This window comes from Streptomyces sp. NPDC059994, from assembly GCF_042737755.1.
Classification (GTDB): Bacteria; Actinomycetota; Actinomycetes; order Streptomycetales; family Streptomycetaceae; genus Streptomyces.
In genome coordinates, this window is the sequence record NZ_JBHWUR010000103.1 from 1 (window position 1) to 20,820 (window position 20,820).

The following is a 20,820-nucleotide window of genomic DNA, read 5'->3' on the forward strand; positions in this document are numbered from 1 at the left end:
CCCCCGAGCGGGGGCTGAATGTGCCCGCCCCCGCACCGTCACGGCCGGACGGAGCTCCCTCACGTACGCGCGCGGAGGGCTACGCGTCCAGCGCCCTCCGCCACTCCGCGACCGCATCCGCCGCCACCGGCGCCCCCCACCCCTCGGGCCGGGACGCGCCGCCGATGTGGACCGCGTCGATGCCCGCGCGCAGCAGCGTCGGCAGGTGGTCGAGGCGGAGGCCGCCGCCGACCAGGATGCGGGGCTCGTAGCCGGGCTCGGCCTTGCGGGCCGCCTCCGCGACGAGCGTCGGGAGGCCGTCGTCGACGCCGCCCGCCGCTCCCGCCGTCAGATACGTGTCGAGGCCCGGCAGCCCCGCGAGCTCCTTGCGCAGGGAGTCGCGGTCGGCGGCGCGGTCGATGGCCCGGTGGAACGTCCAGCGGCAGCCGTCCAGCTCCGCGAGCAGTGCCCGTACCGCCGCCATGTCCGGCGCGCCGGTCTCGTCGAGGAACCCGAGCACGAACTCGTCCGCGCCCTCCGCCCGCAGCGCCCGCGCGTCCCGTACGAGCGCGTCCACGTCGCCCGCCGCGAAGCCGTCCGCCGAGCGGAGCATCACGCGCAGCGGGATGTCCACGGCGGCGCGGATCGCCGCGAAGGTCTCCCGGGACGGGGTCAGGCCGTCGGCCGCCATGTCGGTGACCAGCTCAAGCCGGTCCGCCCCGCCGGCCTGCGCCGCGATCGCGTCCGCCGCATCGAGGGCGATCACCTCAAGCAGTGCACGGTTGCTCATCTGACCCCAATTCCTCGGCTGCCATACAGGTCGACAGGTCTAGTCCAATAACAAGCCTACGCGCCGACCCGTCCAGCCGCATGCCCTCACCTCACGAACCGCACCTCCGGCCACCGCGCCGACGCCCCGTCCAGCAGCCCGGCCGGGTCCCCGCCCCGCAGCCACCGGTCGAAGAACGCCGACACGTACGCCTTCTGCGCGGCGACCGACCGTACGGGGTCGACGGTCCCCACGTTCCTGGTGATGACGGAGTCGGACAGCCCCAACCCGCTCACGATCTGCGGCACTTGGGACTGGAGGTCCGTGAAGGAGGCGTGGGCCGCGCCGGTGAGGGTCAGGTCGCGGTGCCAGCCCGTGCTGTGCTCCCAGGCCGCGCCCCACGAGGCCACGGTGTGGTGGTTGTCGCCGTCCATGCCCATGAGGAGGAGCGGGCGGTCGACGCCGTCGGTGGCGACGGTGGACGGGTTGGCCGGGTCGTCGTCGCGCTGCGTGTAGCCCATCACCCCGTCCATGTTGAGCGCGGCCTTGAGGCGGCGGTCGTCGTGCATCGTCTGCGCGGCGGCGAAGCCGCCCGCGGACTGCCCGAACATGCCGATGGCGTCGAGGTCAAGCCGGGCCCCGAGTCCGCCGGGCAGGTGGGCGAGCCGGTCCAGTACGAAACGGGTGTCCGCGACCCGTACGTCCGCGACCTTCTTCAAAAACGCGACCACCTGCTCCGGCCCCGCCTTCCGAGCCCGCGCGAACTCGTCCAGCAGGACCGTCCGCTCCACCCGGCCGCCCGGGAACTCCACCGCCCCGGCGTCGTACGTGTGGTCGATCATCACCACCGCGCAGCCGCGCGAGGCGAGTTCGTCGCAGAGGGTGGTGCCGAGGGTGCGGGGGTCGCCCGCGCCGGGCGAGTACAGCACGACGGGGAGGCACCGGCCGGTGGCGGGGGCGCCGGTGTACGCGTGGCTGCGGGTCGCCGCCCAGTCGACCTTGCCCGGGGGCAGGTCCTCGCCGAGCCCGTTGAACCGGTCGTACGCGGCCGCCGCGCCCGGCGTCATCTGCGGCGCACGCCGATGCCCGCGCACGTCCCGGGCCGGATACCGCACACTCACCATCAGCTCCCGGTACGCCCGCGCCCCCACCCACGGATCCCGCCGCCCCCGGTCCACGAGCCGCACGGTCACGGTGCCGACGGGGTGGGGGCCGGAGGGAGCGGGGAGGGTCAGCCGGAGGCGGGGGGCGGCGACGGCGGGTCCACCGACGAGGGTGGCGGCGGCGGAGAGGGCGGCGGCGGACAGGACGGCTCGACGGGAGGGCGCGATCATGCCTTCGACTGTCCCAGTCCCCGGAGCCGCCCCCAATCGGGCAGGCCCCCGTGTCGGCCTTGGGGATACCCCGAAAGTACCTCCACCCCGTGGGCCGGTCGCGGGTTCGTCTGCGGGCCGGGGAGCGTAGACCTCCGCTATTCCGGATACGGGCGGTACTCCTCGTGCGGGATCGCTCGCTCCCACACGGCCTCGAACGCGGATTCACACAGCTTCACCGTTGCCGGGTCGTCAGTGAACGACTCGTCGTCCGGGGCGAGTTCGCCGTACCCGTCGAAATGGTGAAACACGACGACACCGCCGTCCAGCAACCAGAAGTCGTTGCCGGGGAGGGCGATGCCCGATGCCTGCGGCCGGGGCAGCCAGCGGACCGACTCGCCCGCTGTGACGTTGGCGGCGGTCACATGGTGCTCGAACTCGACGTAGTCGCTCACCGGCTCGGAGACGATCCGGGCCCGACGGACCTCCACACCCCGCCCCACCAGCTCGGCGACCAGACGGAGCCATGGCCGGAGAGCGGGGTCGTTGTCCTCGGGCGCGTTGCGCTCGCCGTTCTGCCACGCGATGAAGCGGGAGTCGGACCGCATGTATCCGTCGCGCATCTCCAGATGCACGGCCGAGCGCCGACAGCCTTGCAAGCGCTGCTGAAGTGTCCGCACATCCTTCATCGTTGACCTCCAGGAAGAACTGAACCGGGTGGACGGGTGTTGGGGAAGGGGTTTCCCAGGGCCGCTCAAGGGGCGCGGGGATCCGCGCGATCAGCGCCCACCGGTCGGCGGTCAAATCCCCACCTCCACCCACACCGTCTTCCGCGCCGCACCCCCCTCCACCGTCCCCCACCGGTCCGCCAGCGCCTCCACGAGGAGCAGGCCGCGCCCCGACTCGGCGTCGGGTGGCGGAGGTGCGGCCACCGGGCGCTTGTCGGCGCGGGTGTCGGTCACCTCGACGCGCAGGACGCGCGCCCGCAGGGTCAGGCCCAGCTCGAAGGCTCTCCCCGGCGCCCCCGCGTGCACCACGGCGTTGGCGGCCAGCTCCGCCACGATCAGCGCGGCGGTGTCCGACGCGTCGGACCCACGGGGTACGCCCCACTCCGCGAGCTGTTGGACCGACAGCAGTCGGGCGAGCCGCGCGCCCCGCCGAGTGGCGGCGATGCGACGCCTGAACATACGTACGGTAGTGGGCAGTTGAGCGAGCGAAGCTTGCGTTTCGGGGTGCATGGGGCCACCGTGACGGGCCGTGCGCCCTGGCCACCAGGCATCGAGCGCGTACGCTCCGCGAGCGTACGCGCACCCGCTGTAGACAGTACGGCCAACACCCCGTAACCCTGGGTGAGTTGTACGCGGGGAGATCCACTCACCGGGAGGTGGCCGGGATGGCCTGGGACCACGAGGGACACGACGGCGAACCCGATGTATCGGACAGCCTGCGGACGTTCGGGGCGGTGGTGCAGGCCCTGCGCGAATTCGCAGGCCTGAGCCGCGAGGACTTCGCCCCGCTCGTCGGCTACTCCAAACACACCGTCGAGTCCATCGAGTTGGGGCGGCGGATGCCCGACGAGGTGTTCGTCGAGCGGGCGGAAGCCGCCCTCGGCAACACCGGCGCGATCCGCAAGGCCGCGAAGCACATCAACCGCAAGCCCGGCCTCGCCACCTGGTTCCGCCGCTGGGCCCGCCTCGAACAGGAGGCGATCAGCCTGTACACGTACGAGTCGCGGCTCGTGCCGGGTCTGTTGCAGACGGAGGCGTACGCGCGGACGTTGTTCGGGGCGCAGGTGCCGCCGCTCGCCGACGATCAGATCGAAGCGCAGATGGCGGCCCGTTTGGAGCGGCAGCAACTGCTGCGGGCGCGGCCCAACACCTCGTTCAGCTTCATCGTCGAGGAGCACGTGTTCCTGCGGCGCACGGGCGGTGTGGCGGCGACCCGGGGGCTCATCGACCACGTGCTGGAATGCACTGCGCCGAGGAACGTCGAGTTGCAAATCCTGCCGCTGGAAGGGGGTGTTCATGCCGGGTTGGCAGGGCCCGTGCAACTGCTGGAGACTCCCGCCAACAGGTGGTTCGGTTACTGCGAGGGGCAGGAGAGCGGCCAGTTCATCTCTGATCCCAAAGTGGTCAGCACGCTCCACATGCGGTATGCGAAACTGCGCTCGCAGGCCCTCACTCCAGAGGACTCAGCGGGCCTGTTGGAGCGACTGCGAGGAGCGCTATGAGCAGCACCGAACTGGCCTGGTTCAAGAGCAGTTACAGCAGCGGCTCCGGCGACAGCTGCGTAGAAGTCGCCCTCCAGTGGCGGAAGTCGACGTACAGCAGCGGCTCAGGTGACGACTGCGTAGAGGTGGCCAGTTGCCCGGCCACCATCCACGTACGCGACTCAAAGAACCCGAGCGGGCCTCAGCTCGCCCTCGGGTCCACCGCCTGGGCGGGGTTCCTCAACTACTTCCAGTAGAGGCCCTCACCCATGGTGAACGGGTCACCCCAGTACTCCGCCGACGCCACCTTCGTCGTGGCCGACGGGGCCAGGGCGATCGCGCAGCTCTTCTGGGTCTTGCCGTTGGTGAAGCCCTTGGGCAGGGAGTCGCTGGAGCACTTGGCGAAGCTGCCGATGATCATCAGGTCCTGCGCGTCGGTGCCGTCGCCGAGGTGGCCCTTGACGTGGCTGACGGAGGCGTACTCCAGGTTCGTCTTGCCGACGTTCTTGACCGTGTAGCGGATGTAGTACGGGACCTTGCCGCTGACCTTGTCGCCGAGCTTGAGCGGTGCGAGGTCGGCGGGGTCGCCCTTCTCGATCGCGTCGACGGTGAGGGCGATCTCGCCCTTCGTCGTGGTTCCGTACTTGTACGGGAACTGGGCCGCCTGCCCGAACTTGAACGTCTGGCCGCCCTTGGCCTGACCACCGGCGGCGCCACCGTCACCGGCCGGGGCCGACGGCTGGGTGGACGGCGCCGAGGACGAAGGCGCGGACGCGGGCGTGGACGGCTTCGGCGTCGCCCCGCCGACCGGCTTCTCCGCGCCGTCGTCGCCGTTGCACGCGCTCAGCGCCAGCGAACCGACGACCACCAGACCGACCGACGCCAGCTTGACCCGGCCACCTCGGCGCATGACAGAACTGCTCACTGTTCGTACTCCCCCGTGCGTAATGGTGCGCGTGATGCTGTGGATCGCCTTTGCGATCTCTGATCCCTACGAACAGAGTTCCTAATGCAAACCGCGACGCCCCGCCACCGCGCTGACCGATATGCCCCGGCCCGTGGCCGATTCATGACTTGGTCAATACGAAAGTGCTACGCGCGGCGGGCGTCGACGGCGCCGCCGCCCGCCGCGTCGTCACCGCCGCCAGGGCAACCGCGAGCAGCATCAGCAGCGTTGAGGTGAACGGGAACCAGCGCTCGCCGAGCACCGCGATCGCCGCGCTGCCCGTGACGCCCGCCGCCGCCACGCCCAGGTACAGCGCGCTGCTGTTCAGGGAGAGGAGGAGCGGCGCGGAGGGCGGGTCGAGCGCGACCAGGCGGGCCGGCAGGGCGACCGCGACCGCCCAGCCCGCCAGAGGATTCAGGGCCGAGGCGAGCAGGGCCGTCGTCATCGACTGCATCAGCCACGGCAGGGCCAGCGACACCGCCGCCGAGACCGTGCCCGCCGTCAGGATCACCACCCTCGGGCCCCAGCGGTCCACCACCCGGCCGCCGAGCGAGCTGCCCGCCACCGAGAACGCGCCTGAGACCAGGAGTAGCAGGGTCAGCTTCGACTGGTCGCCGCGCGTCGCGGGGGCCGCCGCCACCGTGTAGTAGATGAAGACCGTCTGGAACGCCAGGAAGACCAGGAAAGTTGTCGTCGCCGCGCCGAGCACCCGCCGGTTGCCCAGGGGGGCCAGGCGGGCCCGCAGGCCCGGGGACGGCTGGGGGGCCGGGAGGCCCCGGAGCATCAGGCCGACCCCGGCGAACGCGGCCGCTCCCAGCGCCGTGACCAGCCACATCGTGAGGCGCCAGTCCGTCCGGCCGATCCAGGTGCCCAGCGGCACCCCGAGCGCCGTGGCGACCGTGAGGCCGCCCATCACCGTGGCGATGGCCCGGCCGCGCCGCTCCGGCGGTACGAGCGCGGTGGCGACGGCGTTGGCCGTGGGCGTGTAGAGGGCCGCGCCGACCGCCGCCAGGACGCGGGTGGCGAGCAGGAGGCCGAAGTTCGGGGCCACGGCCGAGAGCGCGTTGGCCACCGTGAAGATCACCAGGGCCGTCAGCAGCGTCCGCGGCCTCGGCCACCTCGCCGTCGCCGTGGCCAGGACCGGTGCGAGCACCGCGTACGCGAGCGCGAAGACCGTGATCATCTGGCCCGCCGCCGAGACGGACACGGCCAGGTCGTCCGAGACGAGCGGCAGGATTCCGGCGATCACCATCCCGTCCGTACCGACGGCGAAGGTGCCGAGAGCGAGCAGGAGCAGGCGTAGGCGCATCAGTTCCCCCGTATCGTTTGATGTGCGTCAAACGATCGCGGAATGGTTTGATGTTTGTCAAACGATTCTTGTGGGAGGGAGGGTGGGGAAATGGGTGACGAACACGTCGAGGAGTGGCTGCCGCAGCCCGATGCCGCCGACATCGAGCTGGTCAAGGTGCTGCACGCGCTCGGTGACCCCGTACGGCTGACGCTGCTCAAGGTGTACGCGGACGGCGAGCAGTACAGCTGTGCGCCCGGCGCGCTCGGGCTCGGCCACCTGCACAAGTCGACCGTGTCGCACCATATGCGCATCATGCGCGAGGCCGGGGTCACGTCCACCCGGGTCGTCGGGCGCAGCCGGTATGTACGGCTGCGCCGGGACGATCTGGAGGCGCGTTTTCCCGGGCTCCTGGACGCGCTGGTCTCGGCGCTGCCGGGCTAGATGTTCGTCTGCGGACCGTATGTGGCTGGTCGCGCAGTTCCCCGCGCCCCTGGAAGCGCCCCTTCGGGGCGCCCAGGGGATTGCCGCGCAGCGGCATTCAAGGGGCCAACTGCTCCGGCAACGCCGCCGCATGGCACACCGTCAAACCCGACACCGCTCGCGTCAGCGCCACGTACAGACGCCGCAGGCCCGTGCGTTCGTCCGGCTCGCCGTCGACCACGGCCGCGGGCTCGTCCAGGACCACGTAGTCGTACTCCAGGCCCTTGGCGAGCGACGCGGGGACGAGGGTCAGGCGGGACTCCGTCGTCGTCTCCTCGCCCGGGGCCAGGAAGACCAGACCCGCCGCCATCAGCGCCTCCGCCAGCGCGGGAATCCGCGCGTCCGCCGCGATCAGGCCGATCGAGCCCTCGTGTTCCAGGGACTCGCGGCAGGCGGCGATCACGTCCGCGTCCAGGTCCGTCGACGCCCGTACGTCCAGCGAGCCCGGCGTCTCACGCACCGACTCCACCGGCGCCAGGCCGGGGGAGATGGCGGGGAGCAGGCGGGACGCGTACGCGATCACCTCGCGCGGCACACGGAAGCCCGCCGTCAGCTCCTCCACCACCGCGTCCGCCTTGCCCAGATGGCGCAGCGCCTCGTCCCAACTCGCCGTCGCCCAGGGCGTGGTGCCCTGCGCCAGGTCGCCCAGGACCGTCGCCGAGCCGGTCGAGCAGCGGCGGCCGACCGCCCGGTACTGCATGGGGGAGAGGTCCTGCGCCTCGTCGATCACCACATGGCCGAGCGAGTGGGTGCGCGCCACCAGGTCGTTCGCCTCGTCGATCAGCACCGCGTCCGCCGCCGACCACTTGGCGCTCTTCACGCTCCGCGCGGGCTTGGCCCAGAGGATCGTCTTCTGCTCTTCGGCGGTGAGCAGGCCGTCCGCGTGCGCGGCCAGGAAGTCCGGGTCGGCCAGCAGGCGCAGCACCAGCTTCGCCGGGTCGACCGGGGGCCACACCGCCTTCACGGCCGCCTTCACCGCCGTGTTTCGGGCCACCGCGTCCTGCACCCGGTCGTCGGGCGCCTCGCCCGCCTGCTCCATCCGTACGAGCACGGCGTGCGCGATGCGCTGCGGCAGGGCGTCGTGGGCGGCGCCGTAGCGGATGTCCCGCTCCTGCAACTCCCGGACGATCTCCTCCAGTTCGTACGCCGGAATCCGCCACCGGCGCGAGCCGCGCACCACCATCAGCGGCTCGGTGGGCATGCTGACGTGCGAGCGGACCGCTCGGCGCAGCACCTCGGCCATCCGGGCGTCGCCCTTGACGATCGCGGCGGGTGCGTCGTCAACGCCCTTCACCTCGACGTGCGCCACCAGGTCGTCGACGGTCGCCTGCTTGACGTCCAACTCGCCGAGCGCGGGCAGCACTTGCTCGATGTAGTGGAGGAAGGACGCGTTCGGCCCGATGACCAGGGTGCCGGTGCGGGCCAGGCGGTCGCGGTGCGCGTAGAGGAGGTACGCGACCCGGTGCAGGCCGACGGCCGTCTTGCCGGTGCCGGGGCCGCCCTGTACACAGACGGATCCGGTGAGCCCGGACCGTACGATCTCGTCCTGCTCCGGCTGGATCGTCGCCACGATGTCACGCATCGGGCCGACACGCGGCCGCTCGATCTCCGCCTGGAGCAGCTTGCTGGTGGTGGCGGCCTCGGCGGGGTCGGTGAGGTGCTCGTCCTCGTACGCGGTGAGGTCGCCGCCCGTGTAGCCGAAGCGGCGGCGCAGACCGATGTCCTGCGGGTCCTTCTTGGAGGCGCGGTAGAACGGCTGCGAGACGGGCGCACGCCAGTCGATCACCATCGGGTCGCCCTCGGCGTCGTGCACATGGCGGCGCCCGATGTAGAACCGCTCGCCCTCCGCGCCCTCGGCCAACTCGGCGCCCGGCGCGTGCAGATAGTCGAGGCGGCCGAAGAAGAGCGGGGTGTGCGAGAGGTCCGCCAGGGCCTTGATGCGGTCGTCGATCTGGCGCTGCAGGACGGCCGCGTTCACCCAGTTCGCGGTGACGTCCTTGATGTCGAGGTTCTCCACGTCCTCGCGCATCGCGCGCAGGGCCGCACGCGACTCGGAGAGGTGGGCGCGCTCGCGGCTGAGGGGATCTTCGGGATCGTGCGTGGACACGGGTTTCCTCCGGGAGGGGGTCCCCCTGCTCCTCAAGAGCGTGGGGGCGGATCAGGGCGGCAGATCGCCTTGCGGCTTCGGCGGCCGGCCGGTTTCCGTCCGGGCGGCGGCGCTCCTCGGAGGGAGGCGGGATCGGGTCCCTGCTCATCAGGAGCTTGGGGAAGGGGCGATTGTAGTCAGGGGTTCCCGGGCGGGCGAACGATTTTTCCGGCGCCCCCCTGGAAACCCCCGGCGACCCTGAGGGACCGGGGTCCTACCCGTAGGGGATGGCGTTGGACCAGAGGTGGACACGGGGGCGGTGCGGGTTCAGACCGCAGAGCGATGAAAGGGGAGGGGCACGGGAGCACCATGGATACATGAGCACCGTGACCTTCACCCCCGCGCCCACCGTCCCCGCCCCCCGGGGCGCCACCGCCACCGGCGCCCAGCACTCCCCGCACCGCGTCGGCAACGCCCTGCGCGCCTGCAAGGCCTTCGCGGGCGCCGCCCTGAGCGTCGTCGTCCTCGGGGAGTACTCGGAAGAGGCCGGCGTGCGCCGCCGCCACTGAGCCCGGGAACCCCCTGTAGGCATGTGAGCCGCCGGGCCCGCCGAGCCTGCCCCCGCCCGATCGTGTGATCCTCTAGGGTCGCGGCCGTGAAGTACCCGACCGTGACCGACCGTTCACTCGCAGCTATGCCCGCGACAGGCGCCGTCCTGCTCGCCCTCTCCCTCGCCGCGCTGACAGTGCTCTGCGCCGCACTCCGCATCCCCATGGCGGACGCCCTGGTCTACCGGGCGGAGGGCGCGGCCGTCGCGCACGGCACCGATCTGTACGGCTTCACCGTCACCCGCTGGCACCTGCCCGCCACCTACCCCCCGTTCGCCGCGGTCCTCTTCGTGCCGACCACCTGGCTCCCCGTGCCGGTGCTCAAGGCCGCCTTCGCCGTCGGCAACGCGCTGCTGCTCGCCCTCCTGGTGCGGCTGTCCTGCCGTTTCGCCCGGATCGCGCCCCGCCCCGCCGCCCTGCTCGCCGCCACCGCCGCCGGGCTCTGGCTTGAACCGGTGCTCCAGACGCTGCTGTTCGGCCAGATCAACCTCGCCCTGACCTGCCTGATCCTGTGGGACCTCACCAGGCCCCCCGGTTCCCTCGGAAAGGGCTTCGCCCTCGGCGTCGCGGCGGGCATCAAGCTCACTCCCGCGCTCTTCCTGCTGTACGCGCTGCTCAAGGGGCGGCGGCGCGAGGCCGGGACCGGCGCCGCCGCGTTCGCCGGGACCGTACTGCTCGGCGCGCTCGTCCTGCCCCGCGCCAGCGCGGACTTCTGGACCCGCCGGCTCTTCGAGACCGACCGGGTCGGCAAGGCGTGGATCGTCGACAACCAGTCGTTGCAGGGCCTGGTGGCCCGGGTCCTTCACACATCCGCGCCGGGCGCGGTGTGGGCGGCGGTGGCGGCCGCCGTGGCGGCGGCGGGCCTGTGGACGGCCCGCCGCTCGGACGAGCGCTGGGGCGTCCTGGTCACCGCCCTCACCGCGCTGCTCGTCTCTCCCATCAGCTGGTCGCACCACTGGGTGTGGTGCGTGCCCCTGCTCGCGGTGCTTGCGGCCGAGGGCAGCGTCCGTACGGCCGTCGCCGTCGCGGCCGTCTTCACCGCCCGCACGCTGTGGCTGGTGCCGCACGAGGGGGAGCTGGACCTCCATCTCCCGTGGTGGCAGCAGCCGTTGGCGTCGCCGTACGCGCTGCTGGGGATCGTGGTGTTGGCCCAGGTCGCCTTTCGTCTGCGGCCCGGTGGTGGGCTGGTCGCTCCCCCAAGTTCTCGGCTTCGCTCGAACAGGGGGGACCCCCATCGCGGCGGAGCCGCGAATGTCACAGCCCCCCGCCCCTGAAAACCACCGTTCGTCTGCGGACCGTGCTGGGTTGCTCGCGCAGTTCCCCGCGCCCCTGAAGGCCTGTGGTCGAGCTGGGTTCTCCGGCTGCGGCCGAATGCCTGAGGGGCGCGGGGCTGTGACATTTTGCGGCTCCGCCGCGCGGGCGCGAGCAACCCACCACTCACCCGCAGACACAAACGAACCTCAGCCCAAGTCCCCCGTAAGCAGATCATCCGCGTCCACGATCCGGTACGCGTAACCCTGCTCGGCCAGGAAGCGCTGGCGGTGCGCCGCGAAGTCCTGGTCGAGGGTGTCGCGGGCGACCACCGAGTAGAAGTGCGCCTGGTGGCCGTCGGCCTTCGGGCGCAGCACGCGCCCGAGCCTCTGCGCCTCCTCCTGCCGCGATCCGAAGGTGCCGGAGACCTGGATGGCGACCGTCGCCTCCGGCAGGTCGATCGAGAAGTTCGCGACCTTGGAGACGACGAGCACCGAGATCTCGCCCTGGCGGAAGGACTCGAAGAGCCTCTCGCGCTGGGCGTTGGGCGTCTCGCCCTTGATCACCGGCGCGTTCAGATGTTCGCCCAGCTCGTCGAGCTGGTCGATGTACTGCCCGATGACGAGGATCTGCTGGCCCGCGAACTTCCGCACCAGCGCCTCGGTGACCTTCCGCTTGGTGGCGGTGGTCGCGCAGAACCGGTACTTCTCCTCGGCCTCGGCCGTCGCGTACGCGAGCCGCTCGGAGTCGGTCAGATTGACCCGCACCTCCACGCAGTCGGCGGGCGCGATGTAGCCCTGCGCCTCGATCTCCTTCCACGGCGCGTCGAACCGCTTCGGCCCGATGAGCGAGAAGACGTCCGACTCGCGCCCGTCCTCCCGTACGAGAGTGGCGGTGAGCCCGAGGCGGCGCCGCGCCTGGAGATCGGCGGTGAACTTGAAGACGGGCGCGGGCAGCAGATGCACCTCGTCGTAGACGATCAGACCCCAGTCACGGGAGTCGAAGAGCTCCAGATGCGGATAGACGCCCTTACGCCGCGTCGTGAGCACCTGATACGTGGCGATGGTGACGGGACGGATCTCCTTCCTCGTCCCGCTGTACTCGCCGATCTCCTCCTCGGTCAGCGAGGTGCGCTTGACCAGCTCGTGCTTCCACTGCCGGGCCGAGACGGTGTTGGTCACGAGGATGAGCGTGGTCGCCTTGGCCTGCGCCATCGCGCCCGCCCCGACCAGCGTCTTCCCCGCGCCGCAGGGCAGCACGACCACACCGGAGCCGCCGTGCCAGAACCCCTCGACGGCCTGCTGCTGGTACGGCCGCAGCGCCCAGCCGTCCTCCGCGAGCTCGATGGGGTGCGCCTCGCCGTCCACGTACCCCGCGAGGTCCTCGGCGGGCCAGCCGAGCTTCAGCAGGGTCTGCTTGATCTGGCCGCGCTCGGAGGGGTGCACGGCGACGGAGTCCGCGTCGATCCGGGCCCCCACCAGCGGAGCGACCTTCTTCGACCGCAGGATCTCTTCGAGTACCGGCCGGTCGGTGGTGGTCAGCACCAGCCCGTGGACGGGGTGCTTGCTCAGCGTCAGCCGTCCGTAGCGCGCCATCGTCTCCGCGACGTCGACGAGCAGGGCGTGCGGGACGGGGTAGCGGGAGAACTCGACGAGCGCGTCCACGACCTGCTCGGCGTCGTGCCCGGCCGCGCGCGCGTTCCACAGCCCGAGCGGGGTCAGCCGGTAGGTGTGGATGTGCTCCGGCGCCCGCTCCAGCTCCGCGAACGGCGCGATGGCCCGGCGGCAGGCGCCGGCCTGCTCGTGGTCGACTTCCAGGAGCAGGGTCTTGTCCGACTGGACGATCAGTGGCCCGTTCACGCGGTGCACCCTCATTCCGTACGTACGTGGAGGCGGCGAAACCTCCAGTGTGCCTCAGCCGGGCGGAATGGGGGGCGGTCCGAACTCAGGCCGGGTCGTCCGCCAGCTCCGCGACGCCCGTGATCCGGTGCAGGGGGTAGGTGCGGACCTCGTCGGCCGTGTGGTCGTACGCCGTCACGAAGCCGCCCTCCACCCGCACCGGCGCGATCACCCGCTGGCTGGCCGCGCCGTCCGCGTTGACGTAGCCGATCCACAGCGCCGAGCCGGTCAGCACGGCGGCCTGGACGGTGGCCAGGGTCTCGGCCGCGGTGGTGCGCGGCAGCCCGCCCGGCTCGGCGGGGGCGGCGTGCGGCTGCTCCTTGCGGACGACCGTGGAGGCCTCGTCGCCCGCGCGGATCGCCCGGACCGCCGCGCCGAGCAGCGTCTCGTCGGGCAGCGGCGGGCCCTCCGGCACGGGTGCGGGAGCGGTACGGGGCGGGGTGCGGCGGGTGTCGGCGCGGTGGATCACCACATCGCCCTCGGCGGACTCGGCGGCCGGGGCGTAGCCCATCGCGCGCAGGCCTTCGAGGAGGGTGGCGGGGTCGGCCTGCGCGGCCAGCACGGTCGGGGCGAGCCGGCGCAGCCGCAGCCCGGCCGACCGCTTGTCCGCGACGATCTCGTCCAGGAGCGCGTCGTCGTCGCAGCGCACATACGCCGAGGCGGCGCCGACCCTGAGGTGCCCGTGGCGGCGGGCCACGTCGTCGATGAGGTAGCTCAGCGGCTGCGGCACGGGCGTGGCGCTGTGCGCGGCCAGGAACGCGTGCAGGTCGGAGGCCGCCTGCCCGGCGTCCAGGGCGCGGCGCACCGAGGCGGGCGTGAACCGGTACACCGTCGCGCCGCCCTTCGACTCGATGTCCGCCAGCACGTTCAGCGTCGCGGCGAGCGGGCGCCGCAGCGGGCCGGGTGCGACGGCGGTGAGGTCGGCCTGGAGCAGCACGTGGTCGACGGGCTCGGGCAGGTGCGGCGCGAGCGCGGCGGCCGCCGCGAGGCCGAGGAGCGGGGTCGTGGTGGCGCCGCCCGGCCGGGGGGCCGCCGTGGTCTCGCCGCCCGGGGCGAGCAGCGCCCGCCCGTGCGCGGCCAGCGCGCCCCGGCCGGTCACGCCCAGCAACTCGGCTTCCGTCAGCGTCCATTGGGCAAGGCGGGGCCGCAGGTCGTCGGGGCCGGTGCGGGTCGGGTGCTCCCAGCGCAGCCGGGCGAGCAGCGTCTCCGGGTCGGGCGCGGTGCCTTCGGGCAGCCGGGCGAGCAGGGCGAGTACGCGGTGGCGCACCTCCGGGGCCGGGGAGCGGTCCAGATCGGGGCCGAGGGCCGCCAGGGTGCGGGCCCGGGCGTCCTGACCGCCGACCAGGCCCGGCGTCCGGGTCGCCGTGAGCCAGGCGACGGCGAGCCGCGACCAGCGCTCGGCGGGCGGCAGGTCCAGCCAGCCGTCGTACGCGGGCGTCGGCGCGTACCGCTCGTCAGCTTCCCCGTCCGACGCCAACAGTCCGGCCGCATAGGCGAGTTCGAGCCAGAAGGCGGCCACCTGCTCGGTGGTGTCGAGGGCCGCCGCCGTCCGCTTAAGATCGCGCACGCTCAGACCGCCCGCGCGCAGCACGGCGGGCCCGCCCTCGTTCCACTCGGCCAGCAGGTCCTCCACCATGGTCAGCGCGGTCAGGGCCTGGCCGGCCGCCGCGGAGTCCACCACCTGCGGCCGGTACTCCCGGGCCGGCGCGACGGCGGGCGCCACCGGCTCGGGCGCCCGGTGTGCGCGCCCGGCGCGTAGATGCAGGGCGACCTCGCGCGGCAGGACGACCGTGCGCGCCGACGTAGGCAGCAGCAGCCCGTGATCGCGCAGCCAGCGCACCGGCGGCGCCGGATCCGCCGACACCTCCCCGTACGGCGGCCCCCACACCAGCCGGTCGAGCACCGCGAGCGCCTCCGGCGGGGCGGTGTCCAGGAGCGCCGACATCCGTACCCGGTCGGTGAAGAGCGAGGTCAGCGCGGCGAAGGCGGAGACCGGATCGTGGGTGGCGGACAGCCCCGCCGTCCGCAGGATCTCCTGCACCCGCCCCGGCGACATCCCGGCCGTGGCCTCGGCGACGGTCGGGCCGAGGCCGGTGGGGGAGGGGTGCGCGGGGGACGGCGCGAGCAGCTCGCGGGCGGTGCGCACCAGCCGCAACTGCTCGTCGGACCCCCACACGAGCGCCTGCTCCCGCAGCCCCGCGAGGGCCCCCGGCAGCGCGCTCTCGACGGCGGAGTCCCCTTCGTCCCCCGCCAGCAGCGCCAGCAGCACGGGATACGGCGCCGGGTCCGGCGCCACGGCCAGGGCCTGCGCGGTCTGCAGCGCGAACCGGTCAAGCCGCTCCAGCGCCCGTACGACAGAAGCCCGCGTCCCGGCCCGGGTGGCCAGCTGGGTCAGATCGTTCGGTACGGGAGTGAGCAGATCGGGCCGGGCGCGCAGCAGCGCGGCGAGGGAGGCGTCGGGACGGGAGCGGAGGGCTTCGGCGAGGGTGCGGGGGGAGGGCGCGCGAGCGCCGCTGTCGGCGCTGTCGCCCTCTCCGCCTGCTTCTCCGCCCGCTCCGGTCGGTGCTTCGGACACGTGCGCCTCCTGGTCGCGCTCGCCGGTCCCCATCCGCCCCACGGTAGCCGCTGCGCGCTACCGTCAGGGCAGGGAGGCGGCGGCGGGCCCCGGCGGGGCACGGAGGGGAACGGTGTGGGGATCGAGAGCGACCAGCTGGTCTACGACTATCTGAGCCGGGTCGGCGACCTGGCCCAGCAGCGGCAGCTGCCCTCGGCGGCACGGATGCGGCTGGTGTCCACGCTGCGCGACGAGATCGACCGCAGGCGGGGGAAGTTCGCCGGCGACTCCCCGGCCGCGGTGCGCCGCATCCTGGGGCGGCTCGGTACGCCGGACGAGGTGGTGGAGTCCGTCACGACGGGCGGTGCGTACGAGGCGCCGCCGGACGTGGAGGCGGCGGGGCGGGGCGTGCCGGGGCAACGGGACGGCGGCCGGGGCCGCCGCGCCCCGTTCCCCCGCCCGCGCGCGTCGTCGCCGCCCCCGCCTTCGCCCCCGCCTTCGCCGCCGACGGCCGCGTCCCCGCCCCACCTCGCGGGCATGGACGAACTCGGCCCGTCGGACGGCGAACCGGACTGGTGGCGGATCGAACCGGGCCCGCTGGGCGGGATGGGCGGGATGGGCGGGATGCACGGGGAGCCGGTGGCGGGGTTCGTGGGCGGGGTGGAGATCCCGGAGATACTGCGGCCGCCGGAGTCGGCGTCGGCGTCGGCGTCGGAGGCGGAGGCGGAGGTCTCGGAGCCCGAGGAGGCCCTGGAGGAGGAGCCCGCCGCGGCCCCCCAGGGCCTGAACTGGCGGGCCCTGCTCCCGGGCGGGACCGCGAAGTCCCCCCGCCGCTCCCTGACGAACCCTCTTCTGCTGTTGGCGGCCGGGCTCCTGGTGACGGGCGCGGTCCTGGGCAACTGGCTCGCCCTGGGCGGGGGCTGGCTCCTGGCGTACGTGTCGCGCCGCCTGACCCCCGCGGAGACGAAGTGGGCGGTACTCGGTCTCCCGTCCCTGGCGGTGGTCGGCGGCCTGGTGTGGCTGTGGGGCCGCCAGGACGAGCGCTGGGGCACGCCGATCGCCGAGGGGGCGATGGGGGATGCGGTGGCGGGGGTGTGGCCGTGGGTGGTGCGGGCGGCTGCGCTGTCGTCGGCGGCGTTCCTGACGTGGCGCTCGCAGCGGCACCGCTGATTTTTCCCCACCCCGCCCGTTCCCTTAACCCTCCGGGGGTGGGGGGAGGCGAGGCGGGTGGGTTCCCCTGGGGCTGCGCCCCCAGGCCCGCAGCGGGGCTGCGCCCCTGCACCTCGCTCACGGGGCTGTGCCCCTGCACCTCGCTTTCGGGGCGGCGCCCCTGCGCCCCCTCGCGGGGCCTGCGCCCCCGGTACCCCGCTCACGGGGCCTGCGCCCCCGGTACCCCCGCTGGGGCTGCGCCCCCGCCCCCGCTTCGGGGCTCCGCCCCGGACCCCGCTCCTCAAACGCCGGAGGGGCTGGAGGTGCCTTCAGGGGCGCGGGGAACTGCGCGACCAGCCACCGACAACCCGCAGACAAGCACCGGGCCAAAAGGGGGCGCGGGGAACTGCGCGAGCAACCACAGCTGGCCCGCAGACGAACACCGGGCCCAAAAGGGGCGCGGGGAACTGCGCCACCAGCCACCACCGAACCCGCAGACGAACACCGGGCCAAGAAGCGGCGCGGGGAACTGCGCGACCAGCCACAGCTGGCCCGCAGACGAACACCGGGCCCAAAAGGGGCGCGGGGAACTGCGCCACCAGCCACCACCGAACCCGCAGACGAACACGGGGCCCGGGGCGAGGCCCCGGGGAACGAGCCTCAGCCCCCACCCACCCCCGGAGGCCACGCGGCGGAGCCGTAGCTGTCACAGCGGGAAGGGGCGGGGTGGGGGCCGACCCCACAATGGGGGGCATGGCTTCGCAGACCCCCACCGTCGGGTTCGACCTCGACATGACCCTCATCGACTCCCGCCCCGGCATCCACGCCTGCTACCTCCGCCTGTCCGCGGACACCCGCACCCACATCGACGCCGACGCCGCCGTCAGCCGGCTGGGCCCGCCGCTGGAGTGGGAGCTGAGCCACTGGTTCCCCGAGGAGCGCATACCGGAGATGGTCGGGCGCTACCGCGAGCTGTACGCCACGTACGCCATCGAGCCCTCCCCCGCCCTCCCCGGCGCCGCCGACGCGATCCGCGCCGTACAGGAGCTCGGCGGGCGCGCCATCGTCGTGACCGCCAAGAACCGGCCGCAGGCGGCCCTGCACCTCACCCACCTCGGCCTGGAGCCCGACGAGCTGATCGGCGGGCTGTGGGCCGAGGCCAAGGCGGAGGCGCTGCGCGCGCACGGCGCCTCGGTGTACGTCGGCGACCACACCGGCGACGTACGCGGCGCGCACACCGCCGGCGCGCTCTCGGTGGCCGTGCCGACCGGCCCGATCGGCGCGGACGAGCTGCGTGAGGCGGGCGCGGACGTACTCCTCGCCGACCTCACGCGGTTCCGCCCGTGGTGGAAGACGTACGTGGAGACGTACGTGGAGACGTACGTGGAGACGTACGTGGAGAAAGGCGTCTAGCCCGTCGGGCGCTCCGCGCGGCGCTGTGCCGACACCGACGTCACCACGCCCGCCCCGGCCATCAGGAAGCCGACGCCCATCAGCATGCACACCGCGTACGCGATGGGCGGGAACGGCGTCGTGTGCAGGAACAGCGGCGCCACCGTGACCAGCGTGGCGAGCGCGCCGACGAAGAAGACGATGACACCGGCGCGAACCAGCCGGTCCCCGGTGTTCGACTCGTTCCTGGCCGAATTCGCTTGGGTTTCGTTACTCACTCGGTCAGGGTAGTTCCCTGCCCGTAAGGACCTGCCGGGACGTCTTGTCAGCAGCCTCTGGACCATTAGCCTTGTGTCGGCGGGTCCGAAGGCGACCCGCTGCAGTGCTATCCAGAGCCGTTTCCGCGGCGACCCGCGCACCCGACGACGAGTACGAGGACGAGGACAGACGTGCCTACCGGCAAGGTCAAATGGTTCAACAGCGAGAAGGGCTTCGGCTTTCTCTCCCGCGACGACGGCGGCGACGTCTTCGTGCACTCGTCAGTGCTCCCCTCCGGAGTGGAGACACTCAAGCCCGGCCAGCGCGTCGAGTTCGGCGTCGTGGCGGGCCAGCGCGGTGACCAGGCTCTCTCGGTGACGGTCCTCGATCCGGCGCCCTCGGTCGCGGCGGCCCAGCGCCGCAAGCCCGACGAACTGGCCTCCATCGTCCAGGACCTGACCACGCTGCTTGAGAACATCACGCCGATGCTGGAGCGCGGCCGCTACCCCGACAAGGCGGCGGGCAAGAAGATCGCCGGACTGCTGCGGGCGGTGGCCGACCAGCTCGACGTCTGAGCAGGTCAGACGGAGCTGAGCGCGTCGCGGTCGAGCGGAGGCACCAGACCCTCGGCCGCGGCCCGCGTCAGCAGCCCGCGCACCGCCGCATAGCCGTCCTCGCCCAGATCGTGCGTGAACTCGTTGACGTAGAGCCCGATGTGCTGGTCGGCCACCGACGGGTCCATCTCCTGGGCGTGCTCCCGTACGTACGGCCGGGAGGCCTCCGGATCGTCCCAGGCCATGCGGACGGACGTACGGATGACGTCGGCCAGCTCGCGCAGCTTCGCGCCGCCCAGCGACCGGCGGGCGATGATCGCGCCCAGCGGGATGGGCAGCCCGGTCGTGGACTCCCAGTGCTCGCCCATGTCGGCGAGCGAGTGCAGCCCGTACTCCTGATAGGTGAACCGGGCCTCGTGGATGACCAGTCCGGCGTCGACCTTGCCGTCGCGCACGGCGGGCATGATCTCGTGGAACGGCATCACGACGACCTTGCCGACCCCGCCGGGCACCACATCGGCGGCCCACAGCCGGAAGAGCAGATACGCCGTCGAGCGCTCGCTCGGCACGGCGACCGTCTTGCCCGTGAGGTCCACGCCCGGCTCGCGGGTGAGGACCAGCGGGCCGCAGCCGCGCCCCAGCGCGCCGCCGCAGGGCAGCAGGGCGTAGTCCTCAAGGACCCACGGCAGTACGGCGTAGGACACCTTCAGCACGTCGAAGTCGTTCTCGCCCGGACCCCGTTCGGCGATGCCGTTGGTGATGTCGATGTCCGCGAAGGTGACATCGATGTCCGGCGCGCCGGGGACGCGGCCGTGCGCCCAGGCGTCGAAGACGAACGTGTCGTTGGGGCAGGGCGAGAAGGCGATGCGCAGCGGCTCAGTCATGACCGTTCCAACTCTCCAGTACGGGCGGGAGCTTCCCGAAAGCGTCGCTGAGTGCGCCGAGCGCGTCCCCGATCCGCCAGGCGGAACGGTCGCGCGGCCCCACGGCGTTGGAGACCGCCCGGATCTCCACGACGGGCACCCCCTGCTGCGCCGCCGCCTCCGCGACCCCGAACCCCTCCATCGCCTCGGCGGCGGCGCCGGGGTGGCGGGCGGTGAGCTCGGCGGCGCGGGCGGCGGTGCCGGTGACGGTGGAGACGGTGAGGACAGGACCGTACGCGGCCCCGGTGGCATCGGCGATCGCCCGGCCGAGCCGCTGCGGCGGCAGGTGCGCGGAGCGCCCGAACCCGAGCGCCTCGACATCCAGATAGCCGTCGGGCGTGTCGGCGCCGAGGTCGGCGGCGACGATCCGGGAGGCGACCACGAGCCCGCCGACGGGCGCGACGGGCTGGAACCCGCCCCCGATCCCGGCGGAGACGACGAGGTCGTACGGGGACGGGGGTCCCCCCTGCTCCTTGGGAGCTCGGGGGAGGGCGAGCGCGGCCGCGGTGGCGGCCGCCGCCGCGGCGGGGCCGACCCCGCCGACGAGGACGTCGTAGCCGGCCGGGCACGCCCTCGTGACCGCGTCCCGTTCGACGGGGACGGCGGTCACGACGAGGACGCGCATGTCAGCCGTCGTCTCAGCTGTCGTCGCGCTTGAGCGTGAAGCTCCACACCGACTTGGGCTTGTTCTTGTCGTTGACCTGAATGATGTTGATCTTCTTGGTCTTGGGCGCGGCGCCCTGCCCGCCCGTCGCGAAGACGTCCGCGTTCGGGAACGAGCGGTACGTCTTGTTGGACGGCTCGGTGATCGGGTTGCCGTCCAGGACGGCGACCCACTTGTCGCCGTGCTCCACGACGTCCGGGTCCACGCCGAGCCGCAGGGTGGAGCCCGGCGAGTAGCTGATCGTCTTCGACGTCTTCACGCTGCTGAGGCAGGTCGTGAGCTTTTCGTCGGACAGCACCTTGCCGTCGTTGCGGCAGGCGGCCTCGGCGTTCACCGAGTTCGTCCCGACGGTCACGGTCGCGAGGGGCGTCGGCTTGTCGCAGGCGGAGAGGACGAGGAGTCCGGCGGAGACAGCGCCCAGGGCGATGCCGGCCCGACGGGCCTTACCAGAGGTGAACGCAACGGTCATGAGCCGAAGGCTATCGGTCCCCCGAGA

General features: G+C 72.8%; 21 protein-coding genes. 8 read left to right on the top strand and 13 right to left on the bottom strand.

The features are described from left to right. Nucleotides 1-79 precede the first annotated feature (79 nt). The 4 genes from ACFWA7_RS32710 to ACFWA7_RS32725 form a co-directional block, all read right to left on the bottom strand. Complete coding sequence (locus tag ACFWA7_RS32710) at nt 80-769, bottom strand: copper homeostasis protein CutC (protein ID WP_385826703.1); 690 nt, start codon at nt 767-769, stop codon at nt 80-82. Between the two features lie 86 nt (nt 770-855). Then, nucleotides 856-2,082: an alpha/beta hydrolase family protein gene (locus tag ACFWA7_RS32715; protein WP_385548509.1), complete on the bottom strand. Its 1,227-nt coding sequence runs from the start codon at nt 2,080-2,082 to the stop codon at nt 856-858. Nucleotides 2,083-2,219: 137 nt separating this feature from the next. Beyond that, nucleotides 2,220-2,750, bottom strand: a complete 531-nt coding sequence (locus tag ACFWA7_RS32720; RefSeq protein ID WP_385826705.1) for a DUF6879 family protein — start codon at nt 2,748-2,750, stop codon at nt 2,220-2,222. Between the two features lie 111 nt (nt 2,751-2,861). Further along, the gene (locus tag ACFWA7_RS32725; protein ID WP_385826707.1) at nt 2,862-3,248 is read right to left on the bottom strand and encodes an ATP-binding protein; all 387 of its coding nucleotides are present in this window, start codon (nt 3,246-3,248) and stop codon (nt 2,862-2,864) included. A 206-nt stretch (nt 3,249-3,454) separates the two neighbouring features. Here ACFWA7_RS32725 and ACFWA7_RS32730 point away from each other — a divergent pair, with 206 nt between their 5' ends. Beyond that, complete coding sequence (locus ACFWA7_RS32730) at nt 3,455-4,291, top strand: Scr1 family TA system antitoxin-like transcriptional regulator (protein ID WP_385826709.1); 837 nt, start codon at nt 3,455-3,457, stop codon at nt 4,289-4,291. Beyond that, nucleotides 4,288-4,527 carry a DUF397 domain-containing protein gene (locus ACFWA7_RS32735; RefSeq protein ID WP_385826711.1) on the top strand — a complete coding sequence of 80 codons (240 nt, stop codon included), beginning with the start codon at nt 4,288-4,290 and terminating at the stop codon, nt 4,525-4,527. The genes ACFWA7_RS32730 and ACFWA7_RS32735 overlap by 4 nt, the downstream gene beginning before the upstream one ends. Here the strand turns inward: ACFWA7_RS32735 and ACFWA7_RS32740 are convergent. Together ACFWA7_RS32740 and ACFWA7_RS32745 are read right to left on the bottom strand one after the other, a co-directional pair. After that, entirely contained in the window at nt 4,515-5,195 is a 681-nt protein-coding gene (locus tag ACFWA7_RS32740) for a hypothetical protein (RefSeq protein ID WP_385548497.1), read from the bottom strand. The two genes, ACFWA7_RS32735 and ACFWA7_RS32740, sit on opposite strands and share 13 nt — an antisense overlap. 142 nt (nt 5,196-5,337) lie before the next feature. Then, nucleotides 5,338-6,525, bottom strand: a complete 1,188-nt coding sequence (locus tag ACFWA7_RS32745; RefSeq protein WP_385826713.1) for an MFS transporter — start codon at nt 6,523-6,525, stop codon at nt 5,338-5,340. Between the two features lie 90 nt (nt 6,526-6,615). On the opposite strand from ACFWA7_RS32745, the gene ACFWA7_RS32750 reads away from it, so the two are divergent. Next, nucleotides 6,616-6,948: an ArsR/SmtB family transcription factor gene (locus tag ACFWA7_RS32750; RefSeq protein ID WP_385548491.1), complete on the top strand. Its 333-nt coding sequence runs from the start codon at nt 6,616-6,618 to the stop codon at nt 6,946-6,948. Nucleotides 6,949-7,045: 97 nt separating this feature from the next. Here ACFWA7_RS32750 and ACFWA7_RS32755 read toward each other — a convergent pair whose 3' ends face one another. Continuing rightward, nucleotides 7,046-9,094 carry a HelD family protein gene (locus ACFWA7_RS32755; RefSeq protein ID WP_385826715.1) on the bottom strand — a complete coding sequence of 683 codons (2,049 nt, stop codon included), beginning with the start codon at nt 9,092-9,094 and terminating at the stop codon, nt 7,046-7,048. 356 nt (nt 9,095-9,450) lie between these two features. Between ACFWA7_RS32755 and ACFWA7_RS32760 the strand changes: the two genes are divergently transcribed. Both ACFWA7_RS32760 and ACFWA7_RS32765 read left to right on the top strand, forming a co-directional pair. Then, the gene (locus ACFWA7_RS32760; protein ID WP_385548485.1) at nt 9,451-9,642 is read left to right on the top strand and encodes a hypothetical protein; all 192 of its coding nucleotides are present in this window, start codon (nt 9,451-9,453) and stop codon (nt 9,640-9,642) included. 125 nt (nt 9,643-9,767) lie between these two features. Beyond that, on the top strand, nt 9,768-10,955 hold the full coding sequence (locus tag ACFWA7_RS32765) for a glycosyltransferase 87 family protein (protein WP_385548482.1): 1,188 nt from the start codon (nt 9,768-9,770) through the stop codon (nt 10,953-10,955). A gap of 186 nt (nt 10,956-11,141) precedes the next feature. Here ACFWA7_RS32765 and ACFWA7_RS32770 read toward each other — a convergent pair whose 3' ends face one another. Beyond that, on the bottom strand, nt 11,142-12,791 hold the full coding sequence (locus ACFWA7_RS32770) for a DNA repair helicase XPB (RefSeq protein WP_385548479.1): 1,650 nt from the start codon (nt 12,789-12,791) through the stop codon (nt 11,142-11,144). A gap of 85 nt (nt 12,792-12,876) precedes the next feature. Next, nucleotides 12,877-15,438, bottom strand: coding sequence for a helicase-associated domain-containing protein (locus ACFWA7_RS32775; protein WP_385826717.1), 2,562 nt, complete (start codon nt 15,436-15,438; stop codon nt 12,877-12,879). 81 nt (nt 15,439-15,519) lie between these two features. Here ACFWA7_RS32775 and ACFWA7_RS32780 point away from each other — a divergent pair, with 81 nt between their 5' ends. After that, nucleotides 15,520-16,554, top strand: coding sequence for a hypothetical protein (locus tag ACFWA7_RS32780; RefSeq protein WP_385826719.1), 1,035 nt, complete (start codon nt 15,520-15,522; stop codon nt 16,552-16,554). A gap of 732 nt (nt 16,555-17,286) precedes the next feature. Next, nucleotides 17,287-17,946: an HAD family hydrolase gene (locus ACFWA7_RS32785; protein WP_385826721.1), complete on the top strand. Its 660-nt coding sequence runs from the start codon at nt 17,287-17,289 to the stop codon at nt 17,944-17,946. Here ACFWA7_RS32785 and ACFWA7_RS32790 read toward each other — a convergent pair. Continuing rightward, entirely contained in the window at nt 17,943-18,203 is a 261-nt protein-coding gene (locus ACFWA7_RS32790; RefSeq protein ID WP_385826723.1) for a hypothetical protein, read from the bottom strand. The two genes, ACFWA7_RS32785 and ACFWA7_RS32790, sit on opposite strands and share 4 nt — an antisense overlap. Before the next feature lie 171 nt (nt 18,204-18,374). Between ACFWA7_RS32790 and ACFWA7_RS32795 the strand changes: the two genes are divergently transcribed. Next, nucleotides 18,375-18,758, top strand: a complete 384-nt coding sequence (locus ACFWA7_RS32795) for a cold-shock protein (protein ID WP_067162767.1) — start codon at nt 18,375-18,377, stop codon at nt 18,756-18,758. 5 nt (nt 18,759-18,763) lie between these two features. Here the strand turns inward: ACFWA7_RS32795 and ACFWA7_RS32800 are convergent, their stop codons facing one another. From ACFWA7_RS32800 to ACFWA7_RS32810, 3 genes are read right to left on the bottom strand one after another with little or no spacing between them, the layout of a single operon-like run. Then, nucleotides 18,764-19,621, bottom strand: coding sequence for a 1,4-dihydroxy-6-naphthoate synthase (locus ACFWA7_RS32800; RefSeq protein ID WP_385549771.1), 858 nt, complete (start codon nt 19,619-19,621; stop codon nt 18,764-18,766). Next, nucleotides 19,614-20,285 (bottom strand): futalosine hydrolase, encoded by a 672-nt coding sequence (locus tag ACFWA7_RS32805; RefSeq protein ID WP_385549768.1) that lies wholly within the window; start codon nt 20,283-20,285, stop codon nt 19,614-19,616. Before ACFWA7_RS32805 ends, ACFWA7_RS32800 begins: the two co-directional genes overlap by 8 nt. Before the next feature lie 13 nt (nt 20,286-20,298). Continuing rightward, nucleotides 20,299-20,793 (bottom strand): DUF2771 domain-containing protein, encoded by a 495-nt coding sequence (locus ACFWA7_RS32810; RefSeq protein WP_385549765.1) that lies wholly within the window; start codon nt 20,791-20,793, stop codon nt 20,299-20,301. Nucleotides 20,794-20,820: the final 27 nt, after the last annotated feature.

What these genes read in the sequence shown, in the direction of transcription:
- ACFWA7_RS32735 (WP_385826711.1), top strand. Translation starts at nt 4,288, where the DNA reads ATGAGCAGCACCGAACTGGCCTGGTTCAAGAGCAGTTACAGCAGCGGC.
- ACFWA7_RS32810 (WP_385549765.1), bottom strand. Translation starts at nt 20,793, where the DNA reads ATGACCGTTGCGTTCACCTCTGGTAAGGCCCGTCGGGCCGGCATCGCC.
- ACFWA7_RS32800 (WP_385549771.1), bottom strand. Translation starts at nt 19,621, where the DNA reads ATGACTGAGCCGCTGCGCATCGCCTTCTCGCCCTGCCCCAACGACACG.
- ACFWA7_RS32765 (WP_385548482.1), top strand. Translation starts at nt 9,768, where the DNA reads ATGCCCGCGACAGGCGCCGTCCTGCTCGCCCTCTCCCTCGCCGCGCTG.
- ACFWA7_RS32805 (WP_385549768.1), bottom strand. Translation starts at nt 20,285, where the DNA reads ATGCGCGTCCTCGTCGTGACCGCCGTCCCCGTCGAACGGGACGCGGTC.
- ACFWA7_RS32710 (WP_385826703.1), bottom strand. Translation starts at nt 769, where the DNA reads ATGAGCAACCGTGCACTGCTTGAGGTGATCGCCCTCGATGCGGCGGAC.
- ACFWA7_RS32785 (WP_385826721.1), top strand. Translation starts at nt 17,287, where the DNA reads ATGGCTTCGCAGACCCCCACCGTCGGGTTCGACCTCGACATGACCCTC.
- ACFWA7_RS32725 (WP_385826707.1), bottom strand. Translation starts at nt 3,248, where the DNA reads ATGTTCAGGCGTCGCATCGCCGCCACTCGGCGGGGCGCGCGGCTCGCC.
- ACFWA7_RS32730 (WP_385826709.1), top strand. Translation starts at nt 3,455, where the DNA reads ATGGCCTGGGACCACGAGGGACACGACGGCGAACCCGATGTATCGGAC.
- ACFWA7_RS32760 (WP_385548485.1), top strand. Translation starts at nt 9,451, where the DNA reads ATGAGCACCGTGACCTTCACCCCCGCGCCCACCGTCCCCGCCCCCCGG.
- ACFWA7_RS32750 (WP_385548491.1), top strand. Translation starts at nt 6,616, where the DNA reads ATGGGTGACGAACACGTCGAGGAGTGGCTGCCGCAGCCCGATGCCGCC.
- ACFWA7_RS32720 (WP_385826705.1), bottom strand. Translation starts at nt 2,750, where the DNA reads ATGAAGGATGTGCGGACACTTCAGCAGCGCTTGCAAGGCTGTCGGCGC.
- ACFWA7_RS32715 (WP_385548509.1), bottom strand. Translation starts at nt 2,082, where the DNA reads ATGATCGCGCCCTCCCGTCGAGCCGTCCTGTCCGCCGCCGCCCTCTCC.
- ACFWA7_RS32745 (WP_385826713.1), bottom strand. Translation starts at nt 6,525, where the DNA reads ATGCGCCTACGCCTGCTCCTGCTCGCTCTCGGCACCTTCGCCGTCGGT.
- ACFWA7_RS32775 (WP_385826717.1), bottom strand. Translation starts at nt 15,438, where the DNA reads ATGGGGACCGGCGAGCGCGACCAGGAGGCGCACGTGTCCGAAGCACCG.